A 19,760-nucleotide genomic window follows, 5' to 3' on the forward strand; every position below is an offset into this window, starting at 1 on the left:
ATTTCTTACTTGCCAAAAACAGTTCTTATGAAAATTCAACCATAAAATATAGGGGTTTTTAATAATTTATATTCAGTTCATGAAATTGATATTTCATGAACTGAAAGCGAATGAAAACAAAAATGATAAACTTCCTCTCTATCGGGGGACGAACTTTAAGGATTCGATGCAGCCCCTTTGATCTAGTGGAATTAAGATTGAATTGCGGCTCGATAGAGAGGGCAGAATTACGACAGACAGCTACCGGTTTTACAAACCATAAGGGCAGGAGGTTTTTCAATGATACCCTATGAAATTTATTATGATGAAAGAACTGGTAAATTAAGAATTGCTCTACCCGAAGGATTATCATTGGTAGAAGAATACCTAGAAAGTGAGGTCATCACTGAATTAAATAAGAGAATGATTTTTGATAGAATTGCAAGAGTCAGTTCTGGCGAAGAAGAAGTATCGGATGGTACTGGAAATTTGTTCAGTTCAGAAATTCGCAAAGATTATACTCGGATATACATCTCATATGTAGAAGAACAATTAAAAGCCGGAATAGATACGGGTGAGGAATTTGAGTCAACCATCGAAACAAAGTACTTTGCCGAATTAGTTTCAATTTGGGTAAGGGCACGAGAAGAGTATAGACAGCGGCGTGATTCAAGGAAATAATTCCGAACGAACGGGGTCTGTCAACAATTTTGAGTTTTTTGGGTAGACACTTTATTGTCCCGACAGATCGATTAGATTTTTCCTTGCTGCCATTCCCTTGATCTAACTGATGGTACTTAATATGATTATCTACTTAAGAGAATCATCTACCTGGCATAATCGTTGATAATTGGTCGTCCTACGCATAAAAAACAGTCTCCTCCCAAAGCCCAGGACTGACTCCCAAAGTTAAACGTGTAATTACTTTCTGGACCATGGTATTGCTACTTCTTGCTACTCCTTATTTTACATTATCGATACGGACCATTTTGTCATTCTGGTGATATGCAGTTAGGTACAAAAGCTTTAACATACCAATGGAGTAATATTTCCTTCAACAGACATCTGAACCAAGATCCAATAGGTATATTCAGCTTCGTTTTTATCGGTTTACATAATATATATTATCGGACTCAAAATATTTATGCGAATATACGGCCCTACCGGATAGTCATAACATCAAAATGTATCATTTATTCGTTATAAGAGTGATCGTTATAAAAACTACTCAAACAGCACACGGTCAAAACTAAATGAGAAAAACACGTGCAATGTCCGTAGCGGCCATGAAGTTCCTTTATCAAATCGAATCTACATGAGACCCGGATTGAACCGATGGCTTTCAGTTTCATACTTGGTTCCATGCTTTAAGGCCACCAATCAGTCCGTAAAAAGCTCTCACTAAAACACAACCGCAGCCATATTCCGGATGATATTCCTGATCATCTCCCGAGTACCGATTGCATTCAGACGAAAGATCTCATCGTATTATTAAAATAGACATCTTGGAAGTCAGCATTTCCTATAGGCAACAATAAAATCAAAAAATTCGAAAAACAGTATTTACATTTTCTGTAATTTCACTTATACTAAACTTAAAGATAACTAAATTGAATTATTCGGAGGCACATCAGATGAAACTGTTGACCAATCAACCCCAACCAACGGCTGCTCCGGCGCAACGGACATATGAAGATACCTTAAACAACCTGGCGAAGTATCTCCAGCAAAATACAAAAAAATAACCGCTCAAAGAGTGCCTGACCGCTGGCACTCTGTTTCTCCCTGTTCCCCTTCCCTGCCTCCTAAAACCCAACGGTCTAAATTTGCAACAACTTGCTGATAATAACAATTGGCCCTATGCGCTCCGCTCTACAGCCTATTTCCGCAACCACCTATTCTTTTGATTCGAGGGTTTGCAATGGAACATCACTTGAACTGGTTCATCATACACTTTGGCTATGCCGGAATCTTTCTTGCATTGGCTCTTGGTATCGTCGGATTGCCTATCCCCGATGAAATCCTGTTAACCTATATCGGCTACAACGTCTTTCAAGGAAGCCTGCACTTCCTGCTTTCTCTGCTAAGTGCATGTGCTGGCGCTTCAACCGGCATCACGGTCAGTTACTTTATCGGCAACAAGCTGGGACTCCCTTTTTTAAGGAAAGTAGGGCCCAAATTACATATCACGGATAAAAGGATCGAACGCACAAACGGGTTGTTTCAAACATTCGGCCCTTATTTGCTGCTTGTCGGATACTTCATTCCTGGTGTCAGGCATCTGACAGCCTATATGGCGGGAATGTCGGGCATGGAATTCCGCAGATTTGCCCCATTTGCCTACTGCGGAGCCTTTATCTGGAGCACTACATTTCTCTTGTTGGGCTTTGGACTGGGAGAAAAGTGGTATCTGATCAAGGCGTACATCCATCGCTATGGACTATACGTCTTTTCCCTTTTGGCTCTGATTGTTATAACGGTGTTGGTCATTTCAAAGTGGAAACAGATCAGGCAAACCCGCGATAGAACCGATTGAGCTAAATTGATCGTCGTTCCGCAAAAAACGAAACGCCCGCAGCGAATGCATGCTGCGGGCGTGACAAACGATGATGAGCTGCACTCCGATGATCCGAAAATGTACAGGTCATCAACCGATCGTCAGCTTATTTCTGGGTAGCGGCTTCCAGAGCGACTTCGATCATGGTATTGAACGTTGTTTGGCGCTCATCCGCGGAGGTAGCCTCTCCGGTCAGGATATGGTCGCTCACGGTCAGGATCGAGAGCGCTTTGCGCTTGAATTGAGCAGCAAGCGTATAGAGAGCTGTAGTCTCCATCTCTACTGCCAGGACCTGATAACTCGCCAGTTTTTTGTACAAATCAAGGCTTTCCTGATAGAAAGTATCGCTCGTGAATACACTTCCCACTTTTACCGACAGATCGCGCCCTACCGCCGCCTGATAAGCTTTGTGCAGCAGATCGAAGTCGGCAGTCGGAGCAAAGTCGACCTGGTTGAATCGCAGACGATTCACTTGGGAATCTGTGGAAGAAGACATGGCGATGATAACATCACGTACTTTGATGTCTTCTTGAATGGCACCGCAAGTGCCGACGCGGATCAAGTTTTGTACGCCATACGACTCCATCAGTTCATGAATGTAAATGGAGATGGACGGCACACCCATGCCTGTCCCCTGCACAGATACGCGTTGTCCTTTGTACGTACCGGTAAAACCGAGCATGTTGCGTACAGTATTATAGCAGACCGCATCTTCCAGGAAGTTTTCAGCTATGTATTTGGCTCGCAGGGGATCGCCCGGCAACAAAATGGTTTCTGCAATGTCGTTTGGTTTCGCTCCAATGTGGACGCTCATGTAATCTGCCCCTTTTCTATGTACATATTTTCCTTCTAGGTTATCGTACTATAAACGGAAGGAAAAGAGAAATGAAAAACAGAGCTGCGGACCTCAGTTTCATCCCATGAAATGACAAAGCCAAGCTCTGTTTTTGCTTTTTCCAATCCAATCCGGCAAAGACAGTCTTGCCGTTACTCCTTTGCCGATTTTCCATGAACCTCCATCGTGGCAGCATGGAAAATTGACTGGCGTGTACCGCTTTATTTTCCTATTTCCTTTTCATTGGCAAAGAACGCGACCGTTTCCTCGAGTCCCTGCCGAAGCGTCGTTACAGGCTTCCAGTTCAGAGCTTCTCTTGCCTTTTCGTTGTCCAGGCAGCTGTGGCGGATGTCGCCAGACCTCTCTGCCTGATAGTCGATCTTGCCTCGTTTGCCCGTGGCGATCTGCAGTAGCTCGCAAAGCCTCTGAACCGTTGTCGTTACGCCTGTACTGATGTTGCAAATAGTCCCGGAGCCAGACGACAACGCCTGTACATTGGCCATTGCCACATCTTTGACGTAGACAAAATCACGAGTTTGCTTTCCATCTCCAAATATAACCGGTGTTTTGCCTGCCAGCAGCTGCTGTGTAAAAATCGAAACGACGCCTCCCTCCCCCTTTACGCCTTGGCGAGGACCGTAGACGTTGGAATAGCGGAGTACGCTTACGTCGATCGCGTGAAACCGGGAGTACCAGTGAAGATACCACTCGCTAAGCCATTTGGATGCGCCATAAAGGGAGATTGGCTGAATCGGATGTGTCTCCTTTATCTTTTCCTCCTGTGTCTCCCCGTAGACAGCGCAGGAAGAAGCAAACACGATCTTTTCCGCACCGCACTTGACGGCCGCATCCACGACATTCAGGGTCCCCATGACGTTGACAGTACCGTCTGAGAGCGGTTCTGACATAGACTTCGCGACGTCTACCTGTGCAGCCTGATGAATCACTGCTTCCGGACGAACAGACCGGAAAAGATCGACGAGGTCATGTTCGCGGATATCCTTCTCGACCAACAGTACATCACGGGAAAGACGGGAGCGGTCCCCTGTAGAGAGGTTATCCACTACCGTCACGTCATGCCCGCGCTCTACTAGCAATTCGACGATATGCGAGCCAATAAATCCCGCTCCGCCCGTCACTAATACCCGCATCAGGAGTCACTTCCTGTTACCTGCAGATGCTCCCGGTACCAGTCGATGGTAAGCTTCAGTCCCTCCGTCAAAGAAACCTGCGGACTGTAGTTCAATACCTCTTTGGCACGCTGCAGATCCGGCTGTCGTCTTTGCATGTCTTCATATCCGGGACCGTACGCTTCTTCATAGGAGAGGGTGATGATCGGCGAAGTCGAGTTGGCGAGCTGAACAACCAATTGGGCCGTTTCCATAATCGTCATCGGTTGATCATTGCCAATATTGATAACGCGTCCATTGGCATGTGGCTGCAATGCCTGGAAGGTTCCTTCGACAGTATCCTGGATAAAGGTAAAGCAGCGGGTCTGTTCCCCTGTCCCATAGACGTAGAGCGGTTCCCCCTTGATAGCGGCAGTAACGAATCGCGGAATCACACCGCCGTATGCAGAAGACGTCGCCCTCGGCCCGTACGTGTTGAAATACCGCAGAATCGTGACGGGCAAGCCCAGTGACGCGTAAGCCAAACAAAGATGCTCATCCAAAGCCTTGGCTGTTGAATAGCACCAGCGATGCGTAGCTGTGGAACCGAGTATCCGATCATCGTCTTCGCGGAAGGGAACCGCCGCATTCTTGCCATACACCTCGGACGTGGAGGCGAAGATCACTTTTTTTCGATCCGGGAACGCTGCTTCCAAAACGAGCTTGGTTCCATCAATATTTCCCTGGATCACCTTCAAAGGATTCTCGACAGTATTTTTTACACCTAATACCGCTGCCAGATGATAAACGGCATCCACTTTTTTCATCAACTCTTGCAACAGGTCCCGGTCCAGTACACTGCCCTGTACAAAGTGCATGTGCGGATGTGCTTGTAAGGGAGTCACAAAGGCTCGCTTGCCGGTCGACAGATCATCCAGCGCCCACACTTCGTGCTGCTCGCGTAATAAGCGCTCTACTAAATGGGAGCCAATGAAGCCGGCTCCCCCCGTCACCAGAATTTTCACGCTGAATCTCCTCCCTAGAGTAAAATGAGATTATCTTGCTGTTCGGTAAAGACTCTTCGGGTATCAAAGAGCAGTCTAGCGTGTTTCCCGATCATCTCGTAAGGCAGCCCTGTATGATCGGTCAGCAGTACGACACAATCAAAGGCTGACAGACTTTCCGGGGAGAGCTCCACACTCTTCGCTTCTCTTCCGTTGACCTTCACTTGGGGCACCAGCGGATCATGGTAGCAGACACTCAGCTCCATACTGTCCAATTTTTCATAGATGGCCAGTGCAGGCGATTCACGTGTATCGTTGACGTCCTTTTTGTAGGTCAAGCCAAGAAGCAGAATTCGCTGCTGCGTCACGGGTTTTTTGTTTCCCATGGCCTTGATGATCCTGCTGATGATGTAGTCTGGCATCTGGTCATTGATCACTTTTGAGAGGTGGATAAAACGTGTTTCCATGTCGTACTGCTTTGCTTTCCACTGCAGATAGAGCGGATCGACCGGGATGCAGTGTCCGCCGATGCCAGGACCGGGATAGTAAGCAGTAAAACCGTAGGGCTTCGTTTTTGCTGCCTCTATCACCTCCCACACGTCTATCCCCATTTCAGCGCAGATCATTGCGAACTCATTCATGAAGGAGATATTTACGAACCGTTGGCAGTTCTCCAGAAGCTTCGTCATTTCTGCTGCTTTCGGTGTGGTGACAGATATGAGATGACGAAAAGCGAGACCGTACACCTCTTTCACCTTTTGCAGGCAGTTTGGCGATATCCCGCTGATTACCTTTGGTATATCTTCTAATGAATACTGTTTGTTTCCAGGATCAATCCGCTCCGGCGAATAACCGAGATAGAAGTCTTTCCCTACCTGCAACCCGCTCCGAGAAAATATCGGCAGCAGTACTTCTTCTGTCGTTCCGGGAAATGTGGAGCTTTCTAGCACGACCAAGTGTCCATCATGCAAATGCGGAACTAGTGAGTTGGCTGCGGCCTGAACATAGCTGAGATCTGGATACGAATGATCGCGCAGCGGTGTAGGCACACACAAGATGATAGCCTCGGCGGAACGGATTTTCGAGAAATCATCGGTCGCTGAAAAACAACCTGTGTCAAACAATGCGGCAACCTCACGATCATGTATGTCGGTCAAATAGCTTTTTCCTGAATGGAGCATTTCTATTTTTTCTGTGTCTACGTCTATTCCGATGACAGACACCCGTTTGGAAGCAAACAGCATGGCAAGAGGTAACCCGACATACCCCAACCCGATAATGGCTACGACAGGTGTCGTATTTTCTTTGTCCACGGTCAACCAGGTTTCCTCCCTTCGTATACGGCTATCTTAGGTTATGTGAACGACTATACTTTCGATATGGTCGGATATACTATCTTTTGAAAGAGTAGTGGAATATCACGAAAAAATAGTTGAACATCCTCTTCCGCTTAGCCGTGGCTTGACATATATCATAGTGAGCCGGTATGCGATGATACAGAAAAGGAGAGATTCATAGGTGCGTATCCTCATCGCAACGTACTGGTATCTGCCGCACGTCGGAGGAGTCAATACCTACGTCAATGTGCTCCGAAAAGAACTGATGGCGGCAGGTCACCAGGTCGATGTACTCGCCCACCACCCGGATATGCAGAAATACTACATTGTCCACTCAGGGCGGTACTTGACGAAAGCAAAAATCAAGCAGGTCGTGTACGACAATGTACTGAAGTACTTCGAAACGTCTCAGCCGTACGTAGATGATTGGATCCGCTGGCGGGAGATTGAACGGTACTCTTTTGAATTGGCAGCCATTTCATTCAATTTGAAGCAGTACGATCTGATCCATACGCAGGACATTATTTCGACGCGAGCGCTATCGAGGGTAAAACCACCGAATGTTCCACTGGTTGCCACGATTCACGGTCTTTTGGCTACCGAACATATGCTCTCAGGGGACGTGACCAGCAAACAATCGCTTCCGTGGAAGTATGTCTGCAAGGAAGAGTACTATGGAGCGACCTCCGCCACCAAAACCATGGTTCCGACTTCCTGGCTAAAGCGGAAGCTGAGCGAGCCGGACTATGGTGTACCTCCTAAACTCCTGCACACCGTTCCCTACGGCATGGACATCCAGCAATTTTTGAGAAAATACAACGCTCCCCCGTCCTCCTATGTTCCGATGGTTGAGAGTGGAAAAACCGTCTTGATCTGCCCCGCCAGACTCGTCCCTGTCAAAGGACACAGATATCTATTGGAAGCCATTTATAGGCTGAAACAAAAAAGAAATGACTTCGTCTGCTGGCTGATCGGCAACGGACCCCTGTACAGTGAAATGGTGTCTCTTGCAAGCTCCCTGGGCATAACCGACGTGGTCCATTTCTTCGGGGATCGTGACGATGTTCCTCAGCTTCTTAGGCAAAGTGACATATTGGTTCTTCCCTCTGTACAGGACAACCACCCATTTTCCATCATGGAGGCACAGGTAGCTGGAAAGCTCGTCGTAGCTTCGAATGCAGGCGGTATCCCGGAAATGGTCTCCCATAAAAAGACCGGCTTTATCTTCGCCTCGAGCAATAGCGATGACCTCGCTTCCAAGCTCAACTATGTCCTCTCGCATCCCACTCTTGCAAAGCAAGTGGCAGTTCAAGGACATCGATGGGGATTGCACCGCTGGTCTCTGTCTACTCTCTTGAAAAATACGATGGGGATTTATTTGTCAGCACTAGAGAAGGTGAGGAAGTAAGATATGGCCATAAAAAAGCTTAGGAGCTCATCTCGACCCGTCAGCCGAAAACGGAAAGCCCCCCTGGTTTATCGCGGCGCTGCAGTGAGAGGTCCGTCCACAAAAATGAACAGGGGAAGGCGCCCGCAAACGATAGCAAGATCGGTTCATAGGTCCACCCCCAGCAAAAATGATAAAGTGTATGCAGCATACCGGCAGATTCTACTAAAAAGAGGCATTCCGATATCCATGCAGCAAGCAAAGAATGTCCCGTACCGTTTGGCACTGTCCACCGTCCAGAAAGCCATGCGGGAACGAAAACCGTCTGTTTCCGGTTCAGCCGCCAAAACAAGGCAACGTCCACTTCGCCGTGCAGGAAATAAACAAGCAGGGCTCATGAGAGGTCCCCGCAGGTCGAACCGTATCATGACCAAAACACGAAAGCGTCGAACCGCATGGACAAGGCGAACACTTGCTTTTCCAGCACCCCCAACCGTTCCGGAGGTGACCCCCATCCCAACTGCGCCAATCCTTCCTGCCATCGAAGCGGATGTTATAAACGCACCTGCACCTCTATCGGAAGAAATTCACTCCCAAAGTGTCGATACACAGCGAATCGAGTCTATTTTCTATCAAAACCGGGAGCAATTGTTCGACCCTGGCTTATGGTCCATGGTAGTAAGTGATCTGCCGTCTGACTATCAGATACCTGACCCAGCATTCACAAGCAGTCTGAGCCAGGCTCACAAACAATTAAACGGGTAAGCCAAGTCTGACGGCAACGATAACGAACAACTGGCAGCCAGTTGTAAACAGAACAAAAACCGTTGTCATCTTAAAGGATGGCAACGGTTTTCTATGTTCCTAGACATCGTTTGGAAGAACGAAGTGATTCGAAGCAAGCTTTGCCGTTCTTCCTATATGTCCAAAGATGTGTCTCCTTCTTAGCTGATCGAAAAAAAACACTCTCTCTGATTTCATGGACTGCAAAAAGGAAAGAGCTTCCATATGATCGCCCAAAATCAGATCCTTCACCAGATTGTTCGTCTTCTGATTGATGATTCTCTTCCGATTCGTCCGCAAGACATCCACACTAGCTGATTGTACGACCCGCATTCCCTGCAAAATCGCCTTTGCTTGGGCCAAAGGGGGAACCATCAGGCTGTCATACCCAAGCCAGGCCGCCACAGATCGTTTCATCGCATGAGGCACTGCCGTCATCGAGGAAAAACCGAGATCAGGGCGCAGCAGCAGGCGATTCAAATATGATTTGGCCATGCTCACAGCGTCAATTCTTGCCGTATTATTAAAAAATCGGTTTACGTTATTCAGCGATATATCCGCTCCGAGGTAGCAAGCTTTGACAAATCTTTGGAGACGTTCAGCTGGAATCACGATATCTCCATCAAGAAACAACAGCACGTCTCCGCTTGCTTCCTTGGCCCCGATCGCTCGCCCAACATCGTGTCCCAATGGAAACGGATAGGAAAGGCAAGTGACATTGTATGTGGTCGCAATCTGTATCGTTCTGTCCCGACTGCCATTTGCAATCACAATAATTTCCTTTGGTCTCAAACGCACCACTTGCTTGAGCACTTTGCCGATCGTCCGCTCCTCGTCCCGAACCGGTATGATGACCGAGAGTCGTTGCATGTTTTGCCTTGTTTGCAGGCTGTCCAGCAAAGGGAGCCTTTTTCTTCGGGCCGCTTTCTTTTTAGCTGGTCTCTTCCCGGTTTTGACCATGGCTTTTCTTTTCGTTACCTGGCCTTTTCTCTTAGGTTTGTAGATGATCACGCCCTTCTCCCCCTTCTATTCGCGCCGTCTCTTTGTGCATGACCGAACGCAAATGAAGATGTCCGGGAACATTCAACAACTGGCGGTTTCGATCCAGGTCATGAAATCCCGCTCGAACTCCCCTTGCTTTTATAAAGTACGCGATCGCCTCAGCGTGGTCTCCAAGTACCAGTTCCTTTACATTTTCCGTTCGTCCGGTCCGTCGTTTATTGACCTTGGCCGTATTAATCGGACAAACACGAGTAATAGACAGTCCCTCGAGAATTGCCTTTACCTGTGCTTTCGGTGGGACAGCTAGCTCCTCCCAGCCGATCCGATTCACTGCTTTTCGGCTCATGGCATGTGGAACGGTGGTCAAAGAACTGCCGACGAGGTCCGGCCTGCCCGTAATATGGTTCAAGAGACGCTTGGCGAGCGAGGTTGGATGCATGTTTCGCTTGGTGCAGAAGCCGGAGTATGCATTTAAGGCGATATCCCAGCCAGCCTGAATGGCATTGATGTAAACGCGCAGCTTTTGAGCAGGGATGACGAAGTCAGCGTCGATAAACAGCAAGACTTCCCCTCTGGCAAAGTAAGCACCTACCGCACGTCCTACATCATATCCTAATGATTGATATCCTTCGATTACACGAGCACCCGAATGAAACGCAAGCTTTGTAGTTCCATCTGTTGTGCCGTTTGATACAACAAGAATTTCAATCGAGGGGGATACCTTTTTTACTTCCTCGATGACGCGGACGATGCGTTTGCCTTCATTGCGAGCAGGAATAATAACCGACACTTTTGGTGCGACAGATAAATCGTCGTCCATCGCGTTTCCCCCTTTCCGGTAAGATGGTTTCTTTTTACCATACGTTGGTCACGCGAGTATGGACACGGCTGTTATCCCCTGACTCCTTGACTTCCACTCTTCGTTTTCTATCAGTATTTGTTTGTGATCATCACGTATGTATTCTTTTTCTAACCAATGCCAATAAGCCGTCCCTGTCATAGAAGGGACGGCTTTGACACCTGTAATTATTTTATTGCATGCGAGACCAATTTCTTGGGATTTGGCGCATACGCTGACGTCGACGCTTTCTCGCACGGGCTACCGTATAGGTAACCAGAAAAAGATTAAGTCCAAGCCAGGTAAACAGGATTCCGTATCGAGGACCGGTTGGCACGCTCTCCGGTTCTTCTTTGCTTGTGCTTGCAGCGGCTGCTACACGCGGCTCCTCTTTTCGTTTCAAGGCATAGGTACGCGAGAGCTCCCCAGCCCTGACAATTAGCTGGCCATCAGCAGTTACCTCGGTCTCGGGGGTTGTTCCCAAGGGGACAGTCGCATATAAATCGGAATCGGCCGTATAGGTCGGCGCTTCTTCCTGCGAAGTCTGCTGTATACTCTGCTTAGCGCGTGTAAAGGCCTGTCCAGCATGGGCGATTTGCTTTGTCTCAAAATGAGCGAAGCCATAGTCCAGCATGGCAGTAACATCCTTGTAGGAAAGGTTGCTCGAGCCCGCTTTCATCGTAACCGCGATAAATTCTGTGTCTCCCCGTTTGGCCGAGCCGACAAGGGTATTGCGTGCCTGGTCGGTAAACCCGTTTTTGATTCCGGTAGCTCCCTCATAATTTCGGAGCAGCTTGTTATGGTTGACCAAAACGGTTTGCCATTCCAGACCGTCCCATGGCAACCGCTCTGTTGCGACGATTTCTCGGAAAATCGGATTCTGCATGGCGTATTGGGCAATTTTTGCCATATCGGCTGCTGTCGTATAGTGATTCGGATCATGCAAGCCATGGGCATTTGTAAAGTGGGTTTCCTCAATGCCCACTTTTTCGACAAGATAGGCATTCAATCGTTCGGCAAATTGCTCTACGGTACCGCTCAAATGTTCGGCGATCGCTGTTGCCGCGTCATTACCGGAGTTCATCAACAGTCCGTACTCCAGCTTTTTTAGCGTTACTTGCTCTCCTTCTGCAAGGTAGACACGCGTGCCTTCCTCCCAGCGAGCTCTTTTCGAAACAGTCACGATGTCATCCGGATTTCCATTCTCGATTGCGTAAATTCCGGTTGCGATCTTGGTGATGCTTGCCGGATACAGCTTGGCGTGGGAATTTTTTTCGAACAAAACCTGACCGGTCTTTGCATCGATCAAGATAGCAGATTCCCCGCTAATTTGTTCCGGCGACAAGACGGCAGATCCCTCCTGGGCCTTGACCTGCTGTACCGCGGTGGTGGAAAAAACACATGCCACGGCCAGCAGGCAGATGAGTAAATAACGCATGCTATTTTTGTTCCTTTCATAGCTATTCGATCTAGTTGTCATCCAAAAGTAGCGCTTATCTATTATCCGAGACGTTTTCCGAGCAAATCATAGATCATCTTAAACTTCGGATTGTCCTGAAAAGCCTGTTCAAATCCGCTGACGTACTCGCGATACAGGGCGGCAGCCGATTCTAAATCTTGCTTCACATACAATGAGAAGATCTCTTCCAGTTTTTCTTCCAAGGTCGGATCGACCGCTTGCGGCGTTAAAATCTCCTGCCGCAAATTGTTCATCAGCACATCCAGCTGGTGAGTGATCAATGAAGCTTCATGGAGCTGCTCCATCACATTCTGAGGGATGTTCCCTGCATATTTGTATCTGAGCTCATGTTCATTGGTTGCCCAGAAATTCATTCCGAGAGTTCTGATCTGGATTTCACAAAGCAATGTAATTTTTTCGCTGCCATGATACACCGTATAGGATGCAATCATGTGAATGCTCCGATACCCGGAGTCTTTCGGTGATGCAATATAGTCCTTCACGTCATGGATGACAATATCTTCCCGCTCCTGCAGCAGCTGCTGAACCTCGCGTACATCATCAACATAACGGCAGACCACGCGCAATCCAGCAATATCCGTAATCTCGCGTGCGAGATCCGCTTCCCAATCACTCTGCGTAAAATCAATCCCTTTTTCCTGAGCCTTTTTCACCAGGCTGTCCACTTTTTTGACGCGACCTACTACAAACTCGATCGGGGAATACCGTCCCCGCTTCATAAAGCCGTACTTAATTCCTTTTAGCTTTAATTTCAATTCATCAACCGCTTGTTCATAAGGTGCCAAAAAATGAACAAGGTTATTTAATACCCGATTTGGTACTTGTGTGCTTTTCATGCAAAAAACACCTCCATGTCACTCCCAGAGGAAAGGTGATGCATCCAGAAATGGTTGCGGATTGACATACGTATTTCCAATCAACATGCCAAAGTGAAGATGAGGCCCGGTCGAGAAACCCGTGCTTCCGATGCGGCCGATTTGTTGCCCGGCTTTCACCAGATCACCCGTCTTTACATCAATCTTGGACATGTGTGCATAGATGGAAAATACCTGGAGGCCGTGGTCAATGATTACCGTGTTACCGGTCAAATACAATGACTCCGCGAGCACGACTTTTCCGTGGTTGGTCGCCACGATCGGCGTGCCCGTCTTGTTGGCGATATCTATGGCTGCATGTCGATTGGCCGGTACTCCGTTAACCACTCGTTGATATCCGTATGGGGTTGTAATGCGGCCTTCTGCAGGCCATTGAAATTTGTCGGCAAAATACGCTGTCTCCGCAGACTTGGAGCGGGCAGCGTTGATTTTCTTCTGATCGGCATCAATTCTTGCCGTGTCTTGTCTCATTTGGTTTAGTTGCTTGGAAACAGTCAGCTTGTCTACCGCGAACTGTTTGGGCAGGATCGTCAATTCAGCGTGATGCTTGTTATCCGCAGTTTGTATAGGATAGGTCCCGGGCTTTGCGTCAAAAGGAACCGGAATAAACCGGACATACTCGCCGTTTGAAGGCTGAAGCCGGTACGTTTTCTGAAAAAGGGTGACTGACGTAGCCTGTTTGCTTTTCACCAGTACTGCGTCACCCGGATATGTTTGAACGGGTGCGATTGCCAGGTATGGTTGCTCGAAGACAGTCTGGGCGTTCTCTTTTATTTCTTTCCCCATGCTGCTTGTCCCCGCAGAAAAGACCAAAGCGGCTATCAGCATCAGACTGGAAATCTGCTGGATCATCGCGTATTCCCTCCCATTTTCCAGTATAACAAATCAAAGCGGGAAATGAAAAAGAAAAAGAAGGCTAAAATTCTTCAGCCTTCTACCGTTCCGACTGTTTTTTGCTATAATCCGACATCATTTCCATAATTGATTGAACGTTTGTCAGCATTTCGCTGGCCCGTTTTGTCTTCTGTGTAATGTTGTCAAAATCGATGATTCCTTTTTTTCTGTCGTTCCATCGCTTGAACAAATCGCTTGCAGCCGCCGGGTTGGCGCGAATCGCAGCCACACGTGATGGGTCCTGCATAAGCCATGCTTCAAAATCCGGGTTGGCTTTAAACAGGCGTTTCATGTCCTTCTTTTTCACGGCCCGCCGTCCCCCCTCTCTATCCCACAAAGAATAGGATGCCTCCGTTACATTACACCATATGACTAGTCCGCGAATGTGGATTGTGTATTCGCACACTCCGCAGAGAAAGGGCTCCTGTGTAGAGACAAGAAGAAAGACCCCTCTATGAGGGGCCTTCCTGCATTCACATATTTACTTGTAGCTGCACGGATTTATCCGCGGCCTGCCAGTTGTTGTTCAGCAAAGCTAACCAGACGTTTCGTGATTTCTCCTCCGACGGAACCGTTTTGGCGGGAAGTGGTATCTGCGCCCAGGTTTACACCGAATTCTGCAGCAATTTCATACTTCAGTTGGTCCAGGGCCGCATTTGCTTGAGGAACTAACAAATTGTTGGTGTTGCCAGAGTTGTTGTTCGCCATGTGTGATTCCTCCTATCGCTTTTTTCTCCCGGGACGGATTCGAACCGTCAGCGTGCTGCTCCTCTCCAACTGAGACCGAGAGACGTTGAGAAAAGAGTCTTGTTGACCTCTTGTGATACTATCTTCCCTCCAACTGTCCAGCCGCATTCGCCTTTCCTCGATGTAAAATCTGACAGGCGCAAAGAAAAGTGTTCGTCCTGTTTTGTGCTATAATGAGGCGAATAGTCTCGACGATGAGAGGAGTCGCCGTTGTGAACAATCCGCAAAAAATTTTGCTCATCGACGGAATGAGCTTTCTGTTTCGCGCATTTTACGCTTCCGCTTGGACAGGCGGATACCGACAAACGTCTCAAGGCGTTTACACCAACGCTGTGCATGGATTTACCAAAATGATGCTGGACTACATCGACTTGATCCAGCCCACACACGTCGCTGTCGGCTGGGATGTCGCAGCCAGGGAAACCCTTATCCGTAGCCAGTGGTACGATGGCTATAAATCGAACCGCAATGCTCCTCCCGATGAATTGATCCCGCAGTTTGATTTGGTAAAGGAAGTAACCGATGCTTTTTCTGTACCGAATATAGGATGCCCCGGTTATGAGGGGGACGATGTACTCGGGACACTCAGCACGATGCTGGCTGCAGACGGTAATGAGGTTGTGATCGCAACGGGTGACTACGACAGCCTTCAGCTCGTGTCAGAAAAAGTCAGCGTGAAGATATTGAAAAACGGCGGCAAGCATGAGCATTACACGCCCGCCAGTCTGCTCCACCTGCGCGGCATCACCCCAGAGCAGGTGGTCGACGTAAAGGCCCTGATGGGTGATGCCTCCGACTGTATACCCGGCTGTCCCGGTATTGGCGAGAAAACAGCCCATAAGCTGATCACAGAGCATCAAAGTCTGGACAACCTGTACAGCCGGCTGGAGGCTTGTACGCCAAAAATGAGAGCCAAGCTGGAAGAAAACCGTGACCAGGTGTATCTCAGTCAAAAATTGGCGACGATCATCTGTGATGTCCCGATCACCTTTGAGCCGGAGCAAGCAAAATGGGAATACGAAAGCACTCGTGTACGTGAAAAATTTGACGAGCTGGAATTTGGCCGCAGCCTGCTTAGCCGGATCAACTAATGGAGGAGCCATGGGAGAACTAGTCAAAAAGCTCAGGATCAAGGAAGGTCATCAAGTTTTGGTGCTTAATTCCCCCGAGGGCTATACAAACCTGCTGCTCCCGCTGCCGGATGGTGCAGCCATGCAGAGCGAGCCCCCTCAACAACAAGAAAGACAACACCAGGAGCAATTCAAAGGACTGTGTCCTGTTGTTCGTTCACAGCATCTAAAACGGGAGGAAACGAGGGCGAGCAGGCTCCAAAAAACGGTTGAACGGCTTTCATCCGGGCTGAAAAACCCTTGGGTGAAGGCGTGAGCAAGAAAGGGCTGAGCAAGAGAGCCTGAACAAGAAAGCCTGAACAAGAAAGCCGTGCCTCCAAAAGTGGCAGGATCGTAAAAAGACCATCTTTGGCTGCCAGTGCCAAGATGGTCTTTTTGCCGCTTATCCGTTTCAGAATGCGGCTATTGCGATGGTTGTCTCGTTGAAAATACATCCAATAAGAGCCCGGTCTGCTCCTCCCCTCGGCTCTCCCAGGTTGAAGCAAACCTCACCCGATGGGAAACCCCGAGTATGTCGTATTGTTGTACCAAATGCTGCCGGGCAGAGCCGACGATCAGCGTATGCAGCCGCACCTGCTTCTTTTGGGCCAACTGCGCAAGCATGTCCCTCACGTAAGCAGACAGCCCGCCGATGCCATCTGTCGCCATGACGAGATCAGCGGATTGAAACCGGTTGTTATCCTCCAGGATGCGAATCGCGCGCTTCATGGGGGCATCAAAGTGAGTGCCCCCGCCGAAGGCTGTCTGGGCCAAAGCATAGAATCCTGGCCAATCCGGTCTTTTATGGTACAAGGCCCGCTCCAGCAGTTCACCCTTGGCTCCAAATAACAGCAGCATAAAATCTCGCTTTTCCAACAGACAAAGGGCCGCGAATGTCATCACAAACACTTGGGCTAGTCGCAGCTTTCCGCCCTTCATCGAATGAGAGGTGTCCAGCATGAAAATAACGGGGCCCTTCGGCGGCTCCTCATACCAGCCTGTCGTATCGTATGTCATCAGCTTTTGCTCCAGCCATTTCAGCAAAAAATACGTTTCATAGTCGGGATCAGCCAAAAGAACCGCTTCACTGGGGAGCATATGTCCGATATCCCCGGACTGCCTCAGGTTGTCGTATTCCTCCGGCATCCGGCGTGTCCGCTTCTCCTTCTTTTTGATCCGAAAATGGTGGACGTTGCGCCCCACCTCCTCCAAAAAAGAAAGCAGATCAGGATGCCGCTTCAGCTTGTCCACCCATTGCAGGTACTGGTCCAGCGCTTGCCTGCGGAGCTTTCCCAGATCGTTTCCCCAGCGGCGATTTGCAAAGCGCTGGCTGGCCTCAAGCAGCTCGCGAATAAACAGAGTGTCATTTTCCTCACCGGAGAGCGTCTCTTTCAACGAACGATCCAGCCATTGTCCCAGCTCCTGTTCGAACCGCTCGATAGCTTCCCGCTCCTGGCGCGTAAGGCGCTCATGCTGCTTTTCCCGTTTCGTGAGCTCCTCTTCCAGCTTTTTTACCTTCTGTTGCAGCTTGGACCGCTTCGTAAATTGCACCCGCATATCTTCGCGCAGTTCTTCTATTCGTCCCTTGAGCGACTGGATCTCGGCCTCCACCAATGGCCGGGAATCGAGCACTTCCTGTTTCTCTTCAACCAGCCGCTTTCCTTGCTGCAACGTATATCCCACCAGCTGCAGCCGCGAAATCTGTTTTTCTGTAAGAAACTCGGAAAGCTTGGCCTGCTCATTTCCCTCCCCGTGCTGCTTCTGTTTCAGCCCGGCAACCAGTGGCGTCATTTGCTGCTCGCGTTCTCGCTTCTTCACTTCTTCCGCGAAGCTCTCCGCCAGCCACATAAGAGCCTTGATCGCTGTTTTGAACGAAGCGCTCTCCTGCCCGATCGTACGCGGGTGTATAGTCTGGTAAAAGTACTGTTTGCGGAGCGTCTGGACCATCCAACGATGGAACGGCGTGGCTTCCTGTGTCTGATCGATTTCGGGCTCAGAGAGGAAAAAGCAGAGAAAAAAATCAGCCAGAAGCTCCCGGGACAACCACGGTGCCCGTTTTTTTGCTTCCTCCATCCATTCCATTGCCGTCCGTGATGAATAGCAGAGTCCGTCGAAGACATAACGGTCGACCCTGCTGGCACGAATAATCATGATCGCCGGCAGCCTCCTCAGAGGGTGTAATCATATTCGGTACCCGCAATTTCGCGATCGAACACCGTCCGATATACCCCTTGTATCATCTGTAGAATCCGTTCCCCCTCGACGCGCAGGTGGACGTATTTGACCGTATACTTATCTACTTGATGGATGAGCCTGTTTTTCTCATAGATGTAGGCATTCATATCCTTCTCCCGCCGCTGCCAGCCGAGCAAACGATTCCGAAGGTCCCTGCCCGTCTCTTCAAGCTCCAGCCGGCATTCCTCCAGCATGGAGCGGTACTCCTCCGTCCTCTGGGCTCCCATCTTATGACCGATCTCTTTTTTAAACTGGAAGGCGTGCAGCTCCGATTCTTTTTCCAGCCAACGTTGGGCAATCTGATGGTATCTCCGCAAAGGAAGCTCAGCTTCGAGCTCTGCCTTCACCTGCTCCGTAAACCTTTTTTCAAACAGCTCACGCAAGACGGGCAAATCCTCTGGAACCTCCCATAGCATGTGCGGGGTAAAGACGGTATCCCAAATCGACACATAGTCCCGGCCGTTGAGGACAGCAGAGGTTTTCCACACATGAACGATCTTGTTCCATCTCCTGTCAGAGATGACAAACTCCTTTTCCTCGAGATCCTTTTTCAAGCTGTACAAAAAGTAAATCAGGCCCTCCGAGATGGCAACCTTCTTCGAGGCGGACTGGACATCCTTTACATCGTACAATGAGAAGACCACGGGTATCTCTTTTGCAGGCGGATCGAACATCTTTTCATAGCTGGAGGCATGCTGCAGATATCCCACCTCGTAACGGATGAGAAACCGGTCGTACAAGGCCGTCAGCTGCTCTTCTTCGTCGGGCAGTTCATTGGAAGCGGCCACGAGAAAGAGCAGCGGCACTTCTTCTTTTTCTCTTCCGTTAAAGTAAATCCGTTCATGCAAAATGGACAGCAAAGAGTTCAATATCGCGCTATTGGCCTTAAAGATTTCATCGAGAAAGGCGAATTGAGCCGACGGCAAATACCCGGCTGTCTTCCGTACGTATTGGTCTTGTTTGAGCTGCTGGAGCGAAACCGGGCCAAAAATCTCATCTGGTGTCGTAAAACGGGTGAGCAGATAATCAAACCAATGCTCAGACCCGAATAGTTTGGAAATGGAGCGGGCAAGCTGCGATTTCGCTGTCCCCGGAGGACCGACGAGAAGGGCGTTCTCGCCGCTCATGATTCCGAGGATCAGCAGCCGGATCAGCTCGCTCCTCTCAAAAAACCGGCGCTCCAGTACTTCGATCGCTTGATCTATTTTTTGTTGAAGCTGCGTGGTATTCAGCATGGTCAATGGCGCAAAGGCGCCGGTCCCCCCTCTTTTGCCCTTACTTGGTGAAAAATTGCTTCCTTATCTATCCTCGCATAAACAGCGAAGCATTTCCAGTTGTCGACCACATCAAGAACCGCTCACCGTCCGTATAACGATCAACAAAGATGGGATAAAATGGATAATAATGACAATGAGAGGAAGATTGGGATGCCCCAGGTACAGTTGACGGAAGAGGAATACGAGCAGCTCATGGAGCGTATCTACAGAATCTTGAACCGGACCGAAGAACTTGACCACGTCACCCACCACTGGATGTGGGAAGTCTGGCGAACAATCCGCTACAACAAAGTGTAAACGAAAATTCCGCCT

The 19,760-nt window shown here is 49.0% G+C and carries 19 protein-coding genes; 6 read left to right on the plus strand and 13 right to left on the minus strand.

What is annotated here, in order from left to right:
* The first annotated feature begins 279 nt into the window (after positions 1 to 279).
* Together EDM54_RS22735 and EDM54_RS22740 are read left to right on the plus strand one after the other, a co-directional pair.
* Positions 280 to 660 carry a hypothetical protein gene (locus EDM54_RS22735; RefSeq protein ID WP_122958836.1) on the plus strand — a complete coding sequence of 127 codons (381 nt, stop codon included), beginning with the start codon at positions 280 to 282 and terminating at the stop codon, positions 658 to 660.
* Between the two features lie 1,240 nt (positions 661 to 1,900).
* A complete protein-coding gene (locus EDM54_RS22740; protein ID WP_170208399.1) occupies positions 1,901 to 2,515 on the plus strand; it encodes a DedA family protein in 615 nt (204 codons plus the stop codon).
* A gap of 127 nt (positions 2,516 to 2,642) precedes the next feature.
* On the opposite strand, the gene deoD is transcribed toward EDM54_RS22740, so the two are convergent.
* The 4 genes from deoD to EDM54_RS22760 all read right to left on the minus strand — a co-directional run bounded on the left by deoD (position 2,643) and on the right by EDM54_RS22760 (position 6,803).
* Positions 2,643 to 3,350: a purine-nucleoside phosphorylase gene (gene deoD / locus EDM54_RS22745; RefSeq protein WP_003390400.1), complete on the minus strand. Its 708-nt coding sequence runs from the start codon at positions 3,348 to 3,350 to the stop codon at positions 2,643 to 2,645.
* A gap of 242 nt (positions 3,351 to 3,592) precedes the next feature.
* Entirely contained in the window at positions 3,593 to 4,522 is a 930-nt protein-coding gene (locus EDM54_RS22750) for a GDP-mannose 4,6-dehydratase (RefSeq protein WP_122958837.1), read from the minus strand.
* Positions 4,522 to 5,505: an NAD-dependent epimerase/dehydratase family protein gene (locus EDM54_RS22755; RefSeq protein ID WP_031933093.1), complete on the minus strand. Its 984-nt coding sequence runs from the start codon at positions 5,503 to 5,505 to the stop codon at positions 4,522 to 4,524. The genes EDM54_RS22750 and EDM54_RS22755 overlap by 1 nt, the downstream gene beginning before the upstream one ends.
* A 14-nt stretch (positions 5,506 to 5,519) precedes the next feature.
* Complete coding sequence (locus EDM54_RS22760) at positions 5,520 to 6,803, minus strand: nucleotide sugar dehydrogenase (RefSeq protein ID WP_003390403.1); 1,284 nt, start codon at positions 6,801 to 6,803, stop codon at positions 5,520 to 5,522.
* 199 nt (positions 6,804 to 7,002) lie between these two features.
* Between EDM54_RS22760 and EDM54_RS22765 the strand changes: the two genes are divergently transcribed.
* Positions 7,003 to 8,229: a glycosyltransferase family 4 protein gene (locus EDM54_RS22765; RefSeq protein ID WP_003390404.1), complete on the plus strand. Its 1,227-nt coding sequence runs from the start codon at positions 7,003 to 7,005 to the stop codon at positions 8,227 to 8,229.
* 843 nt (positions 8,230 to 9,072) lie between these two features.
* Here the strand turns inward: EDM54_RS22765 and EDM54_RS22775 are convergent.
* The 7 genes from EDM54_RS22775 to EDM54_RS22805 all read right to left on the minus strand — a co-directional run bounded on the left by EDM54_RS22775 (position 9,073) and on the right by EDM54_RS22805 (position 14,788).
* Complete coding sequence (locus EDM54_RS22775) at positions 9,073 to 10,002, minus strand: glycosyltransferase family 2 protein (RefSeq protein WP_003390406.1); 930 nt, start codon at positions 10,000 to 10,002, stop codon at positions 9,073 to 9,075.
* Positions 9,983 to 10,813 (minus strand): glycosyltransferase family 2 protein, encoded by an 831-nt coding sequence (locus EDM54_RS22780; protein WP_003390407.1) that lies wholly within the window; start codon positions 10,811 to 10,813, stop codon positions 9,983 to 9,985. Before EDM54_RS22780 ends, EDM54_RS22775 begins: the two co-directional genes overlap by 20 nt.
* 211 nt (positions 10,814 to 11,024) lie before the next feature.
* Entirely contained in the window at positions 11,025 to 12,269 is a 1,245-nt protein-coding gene (locus EDM54_RS22785) for a D-alanyl-D-alanine carboxypeptidase family protein (protein WP_024984662.1), read from the minus strand.
* A 62-nt stretch (positions 12,270 to 12,331) separates the two neighbouring features.
* Positions 12,332 to 13,147: a GTP pyrophosphokinase gene (locus tag EDM54_RS22790; RefSeq protein WP_003390409.1), complete on the minus strand. Its 816-nt coding sequence runs from the start codon at positions 13,145 to 13,147 to the stop codon at positions 12,332 to 12,334.
* 18 nt (positions 13,148 to 13,165) lie between these two features.
* Positions 13,166 to 14,038 (minus strand): M23 family metallopeptidase, encoded by an 873-nt coding sequence (locus EDM54_RS27290; protein WP_122958838.1) that lies wholly within the window; start codon positions 14,036 to 14,038, stop codon positions 13,166 to 13,168.
* Between the two features lie 82 nt (positions 14,039 to 14,120).
* Positions 14,121 to 14,387 (minus strand): hypothetical protein, encoded by a 267-nt coding sequence (locus EDM54_RS22800; protein WP_003390412.1) that lies wholly within the window; start codon positions 14,385 to 14,387, stop codon positions 14,121 to 14,123.
* A 194-nt stretch (positions 14,388 to 14,581) separates the two neighbouring features.
* Complete coding sequence (locus EDM54_RS22805; protein WP_003390413.1) at positions 14,582 to 14,788, minus strand: alpha/beta-type small acid-soluble spore protein; 207 nt, start codon at positions 14,786 to 14,788, stop codon at positions 14,582 to 14,584.
* Positions 14,789 to 15,021: 233 nt separating this feature from the next.
* On the opposite strand from EDM54_RS22805, the gene EDM54_RS22810 reads away from it, so the two are divergent.
* Both EDM54_RS22810 and EDM54_RS22815 read left to right on the plus strand, forming a co-directional pair.
* Positions 15,022 to 15,918 (plus strand): 5'-3' exonuclease, encoded by an 897-nt coding sequence (locus tag EDM54_RS22810; protein WP_285849416.1) that lies wholly within the window; start codon positions 15,022 to 15,024, stop codon positions 15,916 to 15,918.
* A 10-nt stretch (positions 15,919 to 15,928) separates the two neighbouring features.
* On the plus strand, positions 15,929 to 16,213 hold the full coding sequence (locus EDM54_RS22815) for a YdeI/OmpD-associated family protein (RefSeq protein WP_122958839.1): 285 nt from the start codon (positions 15,929 to 15,931) through the stop codon (positions 16,211 to 16,213).
* 146 nt (positions 16,214 to 16,359) lie between these two features.
* Here EDM54_RS22815 and EDM54_RS22820 read toward each other — a convergent pair whose 3' ends face one another.
* On the minus strand, positions 16,360 to 18,087 hold the full coding sequence (locus EDM54_RS22820; RefSeq protein ID WP_122958840.1) for a hypothetical protein: 1,728 nt from the start codon (positions 18,085 to 18,087) through the stop codon (positions 16,360 to 16,362).
* 17 nt (positions 18,088 to 18,104) lie between these two features.
* A complete protein-coding gene (locus EDM54_RS22825) occupies positions 18,105 to 19,406 on the minus strand; it encodes an AAA family ATPase (RefSeq protein WP_024984658.1) in 1,302 nt (433 codons plus the stop codon).
* Positions 19,407 to 19,598: 192 nt separating this feature from the next.
* Here EDM54_RS22825 and EDM54_RS26615 point away from each other — a divergent pair, with 192 nt between their 5' ends.
* Positions 19,599 to 19,745, plus strand: coding sequence for a hypothetical protein (locus EDM54_RS26615; protein WP_170208400.1), 147 nt, complete (start codon positions 19,599 to 19,601; stop codon positions 19,743 to 19,745).
* Positions 19,746 to 19,760 lie beyond the last annotated feature (15 nt).

This window comes from Brevibacillus borstelensis (assembly GCF_003710865.1).
In the GTDB taxonomy this organism is placed as follows: Bacteria; Bacillota; Bacilli; order Brevibacillales; family Brevibacillaceae; genus Brevibacillus; species Brevibacillus borstelensis.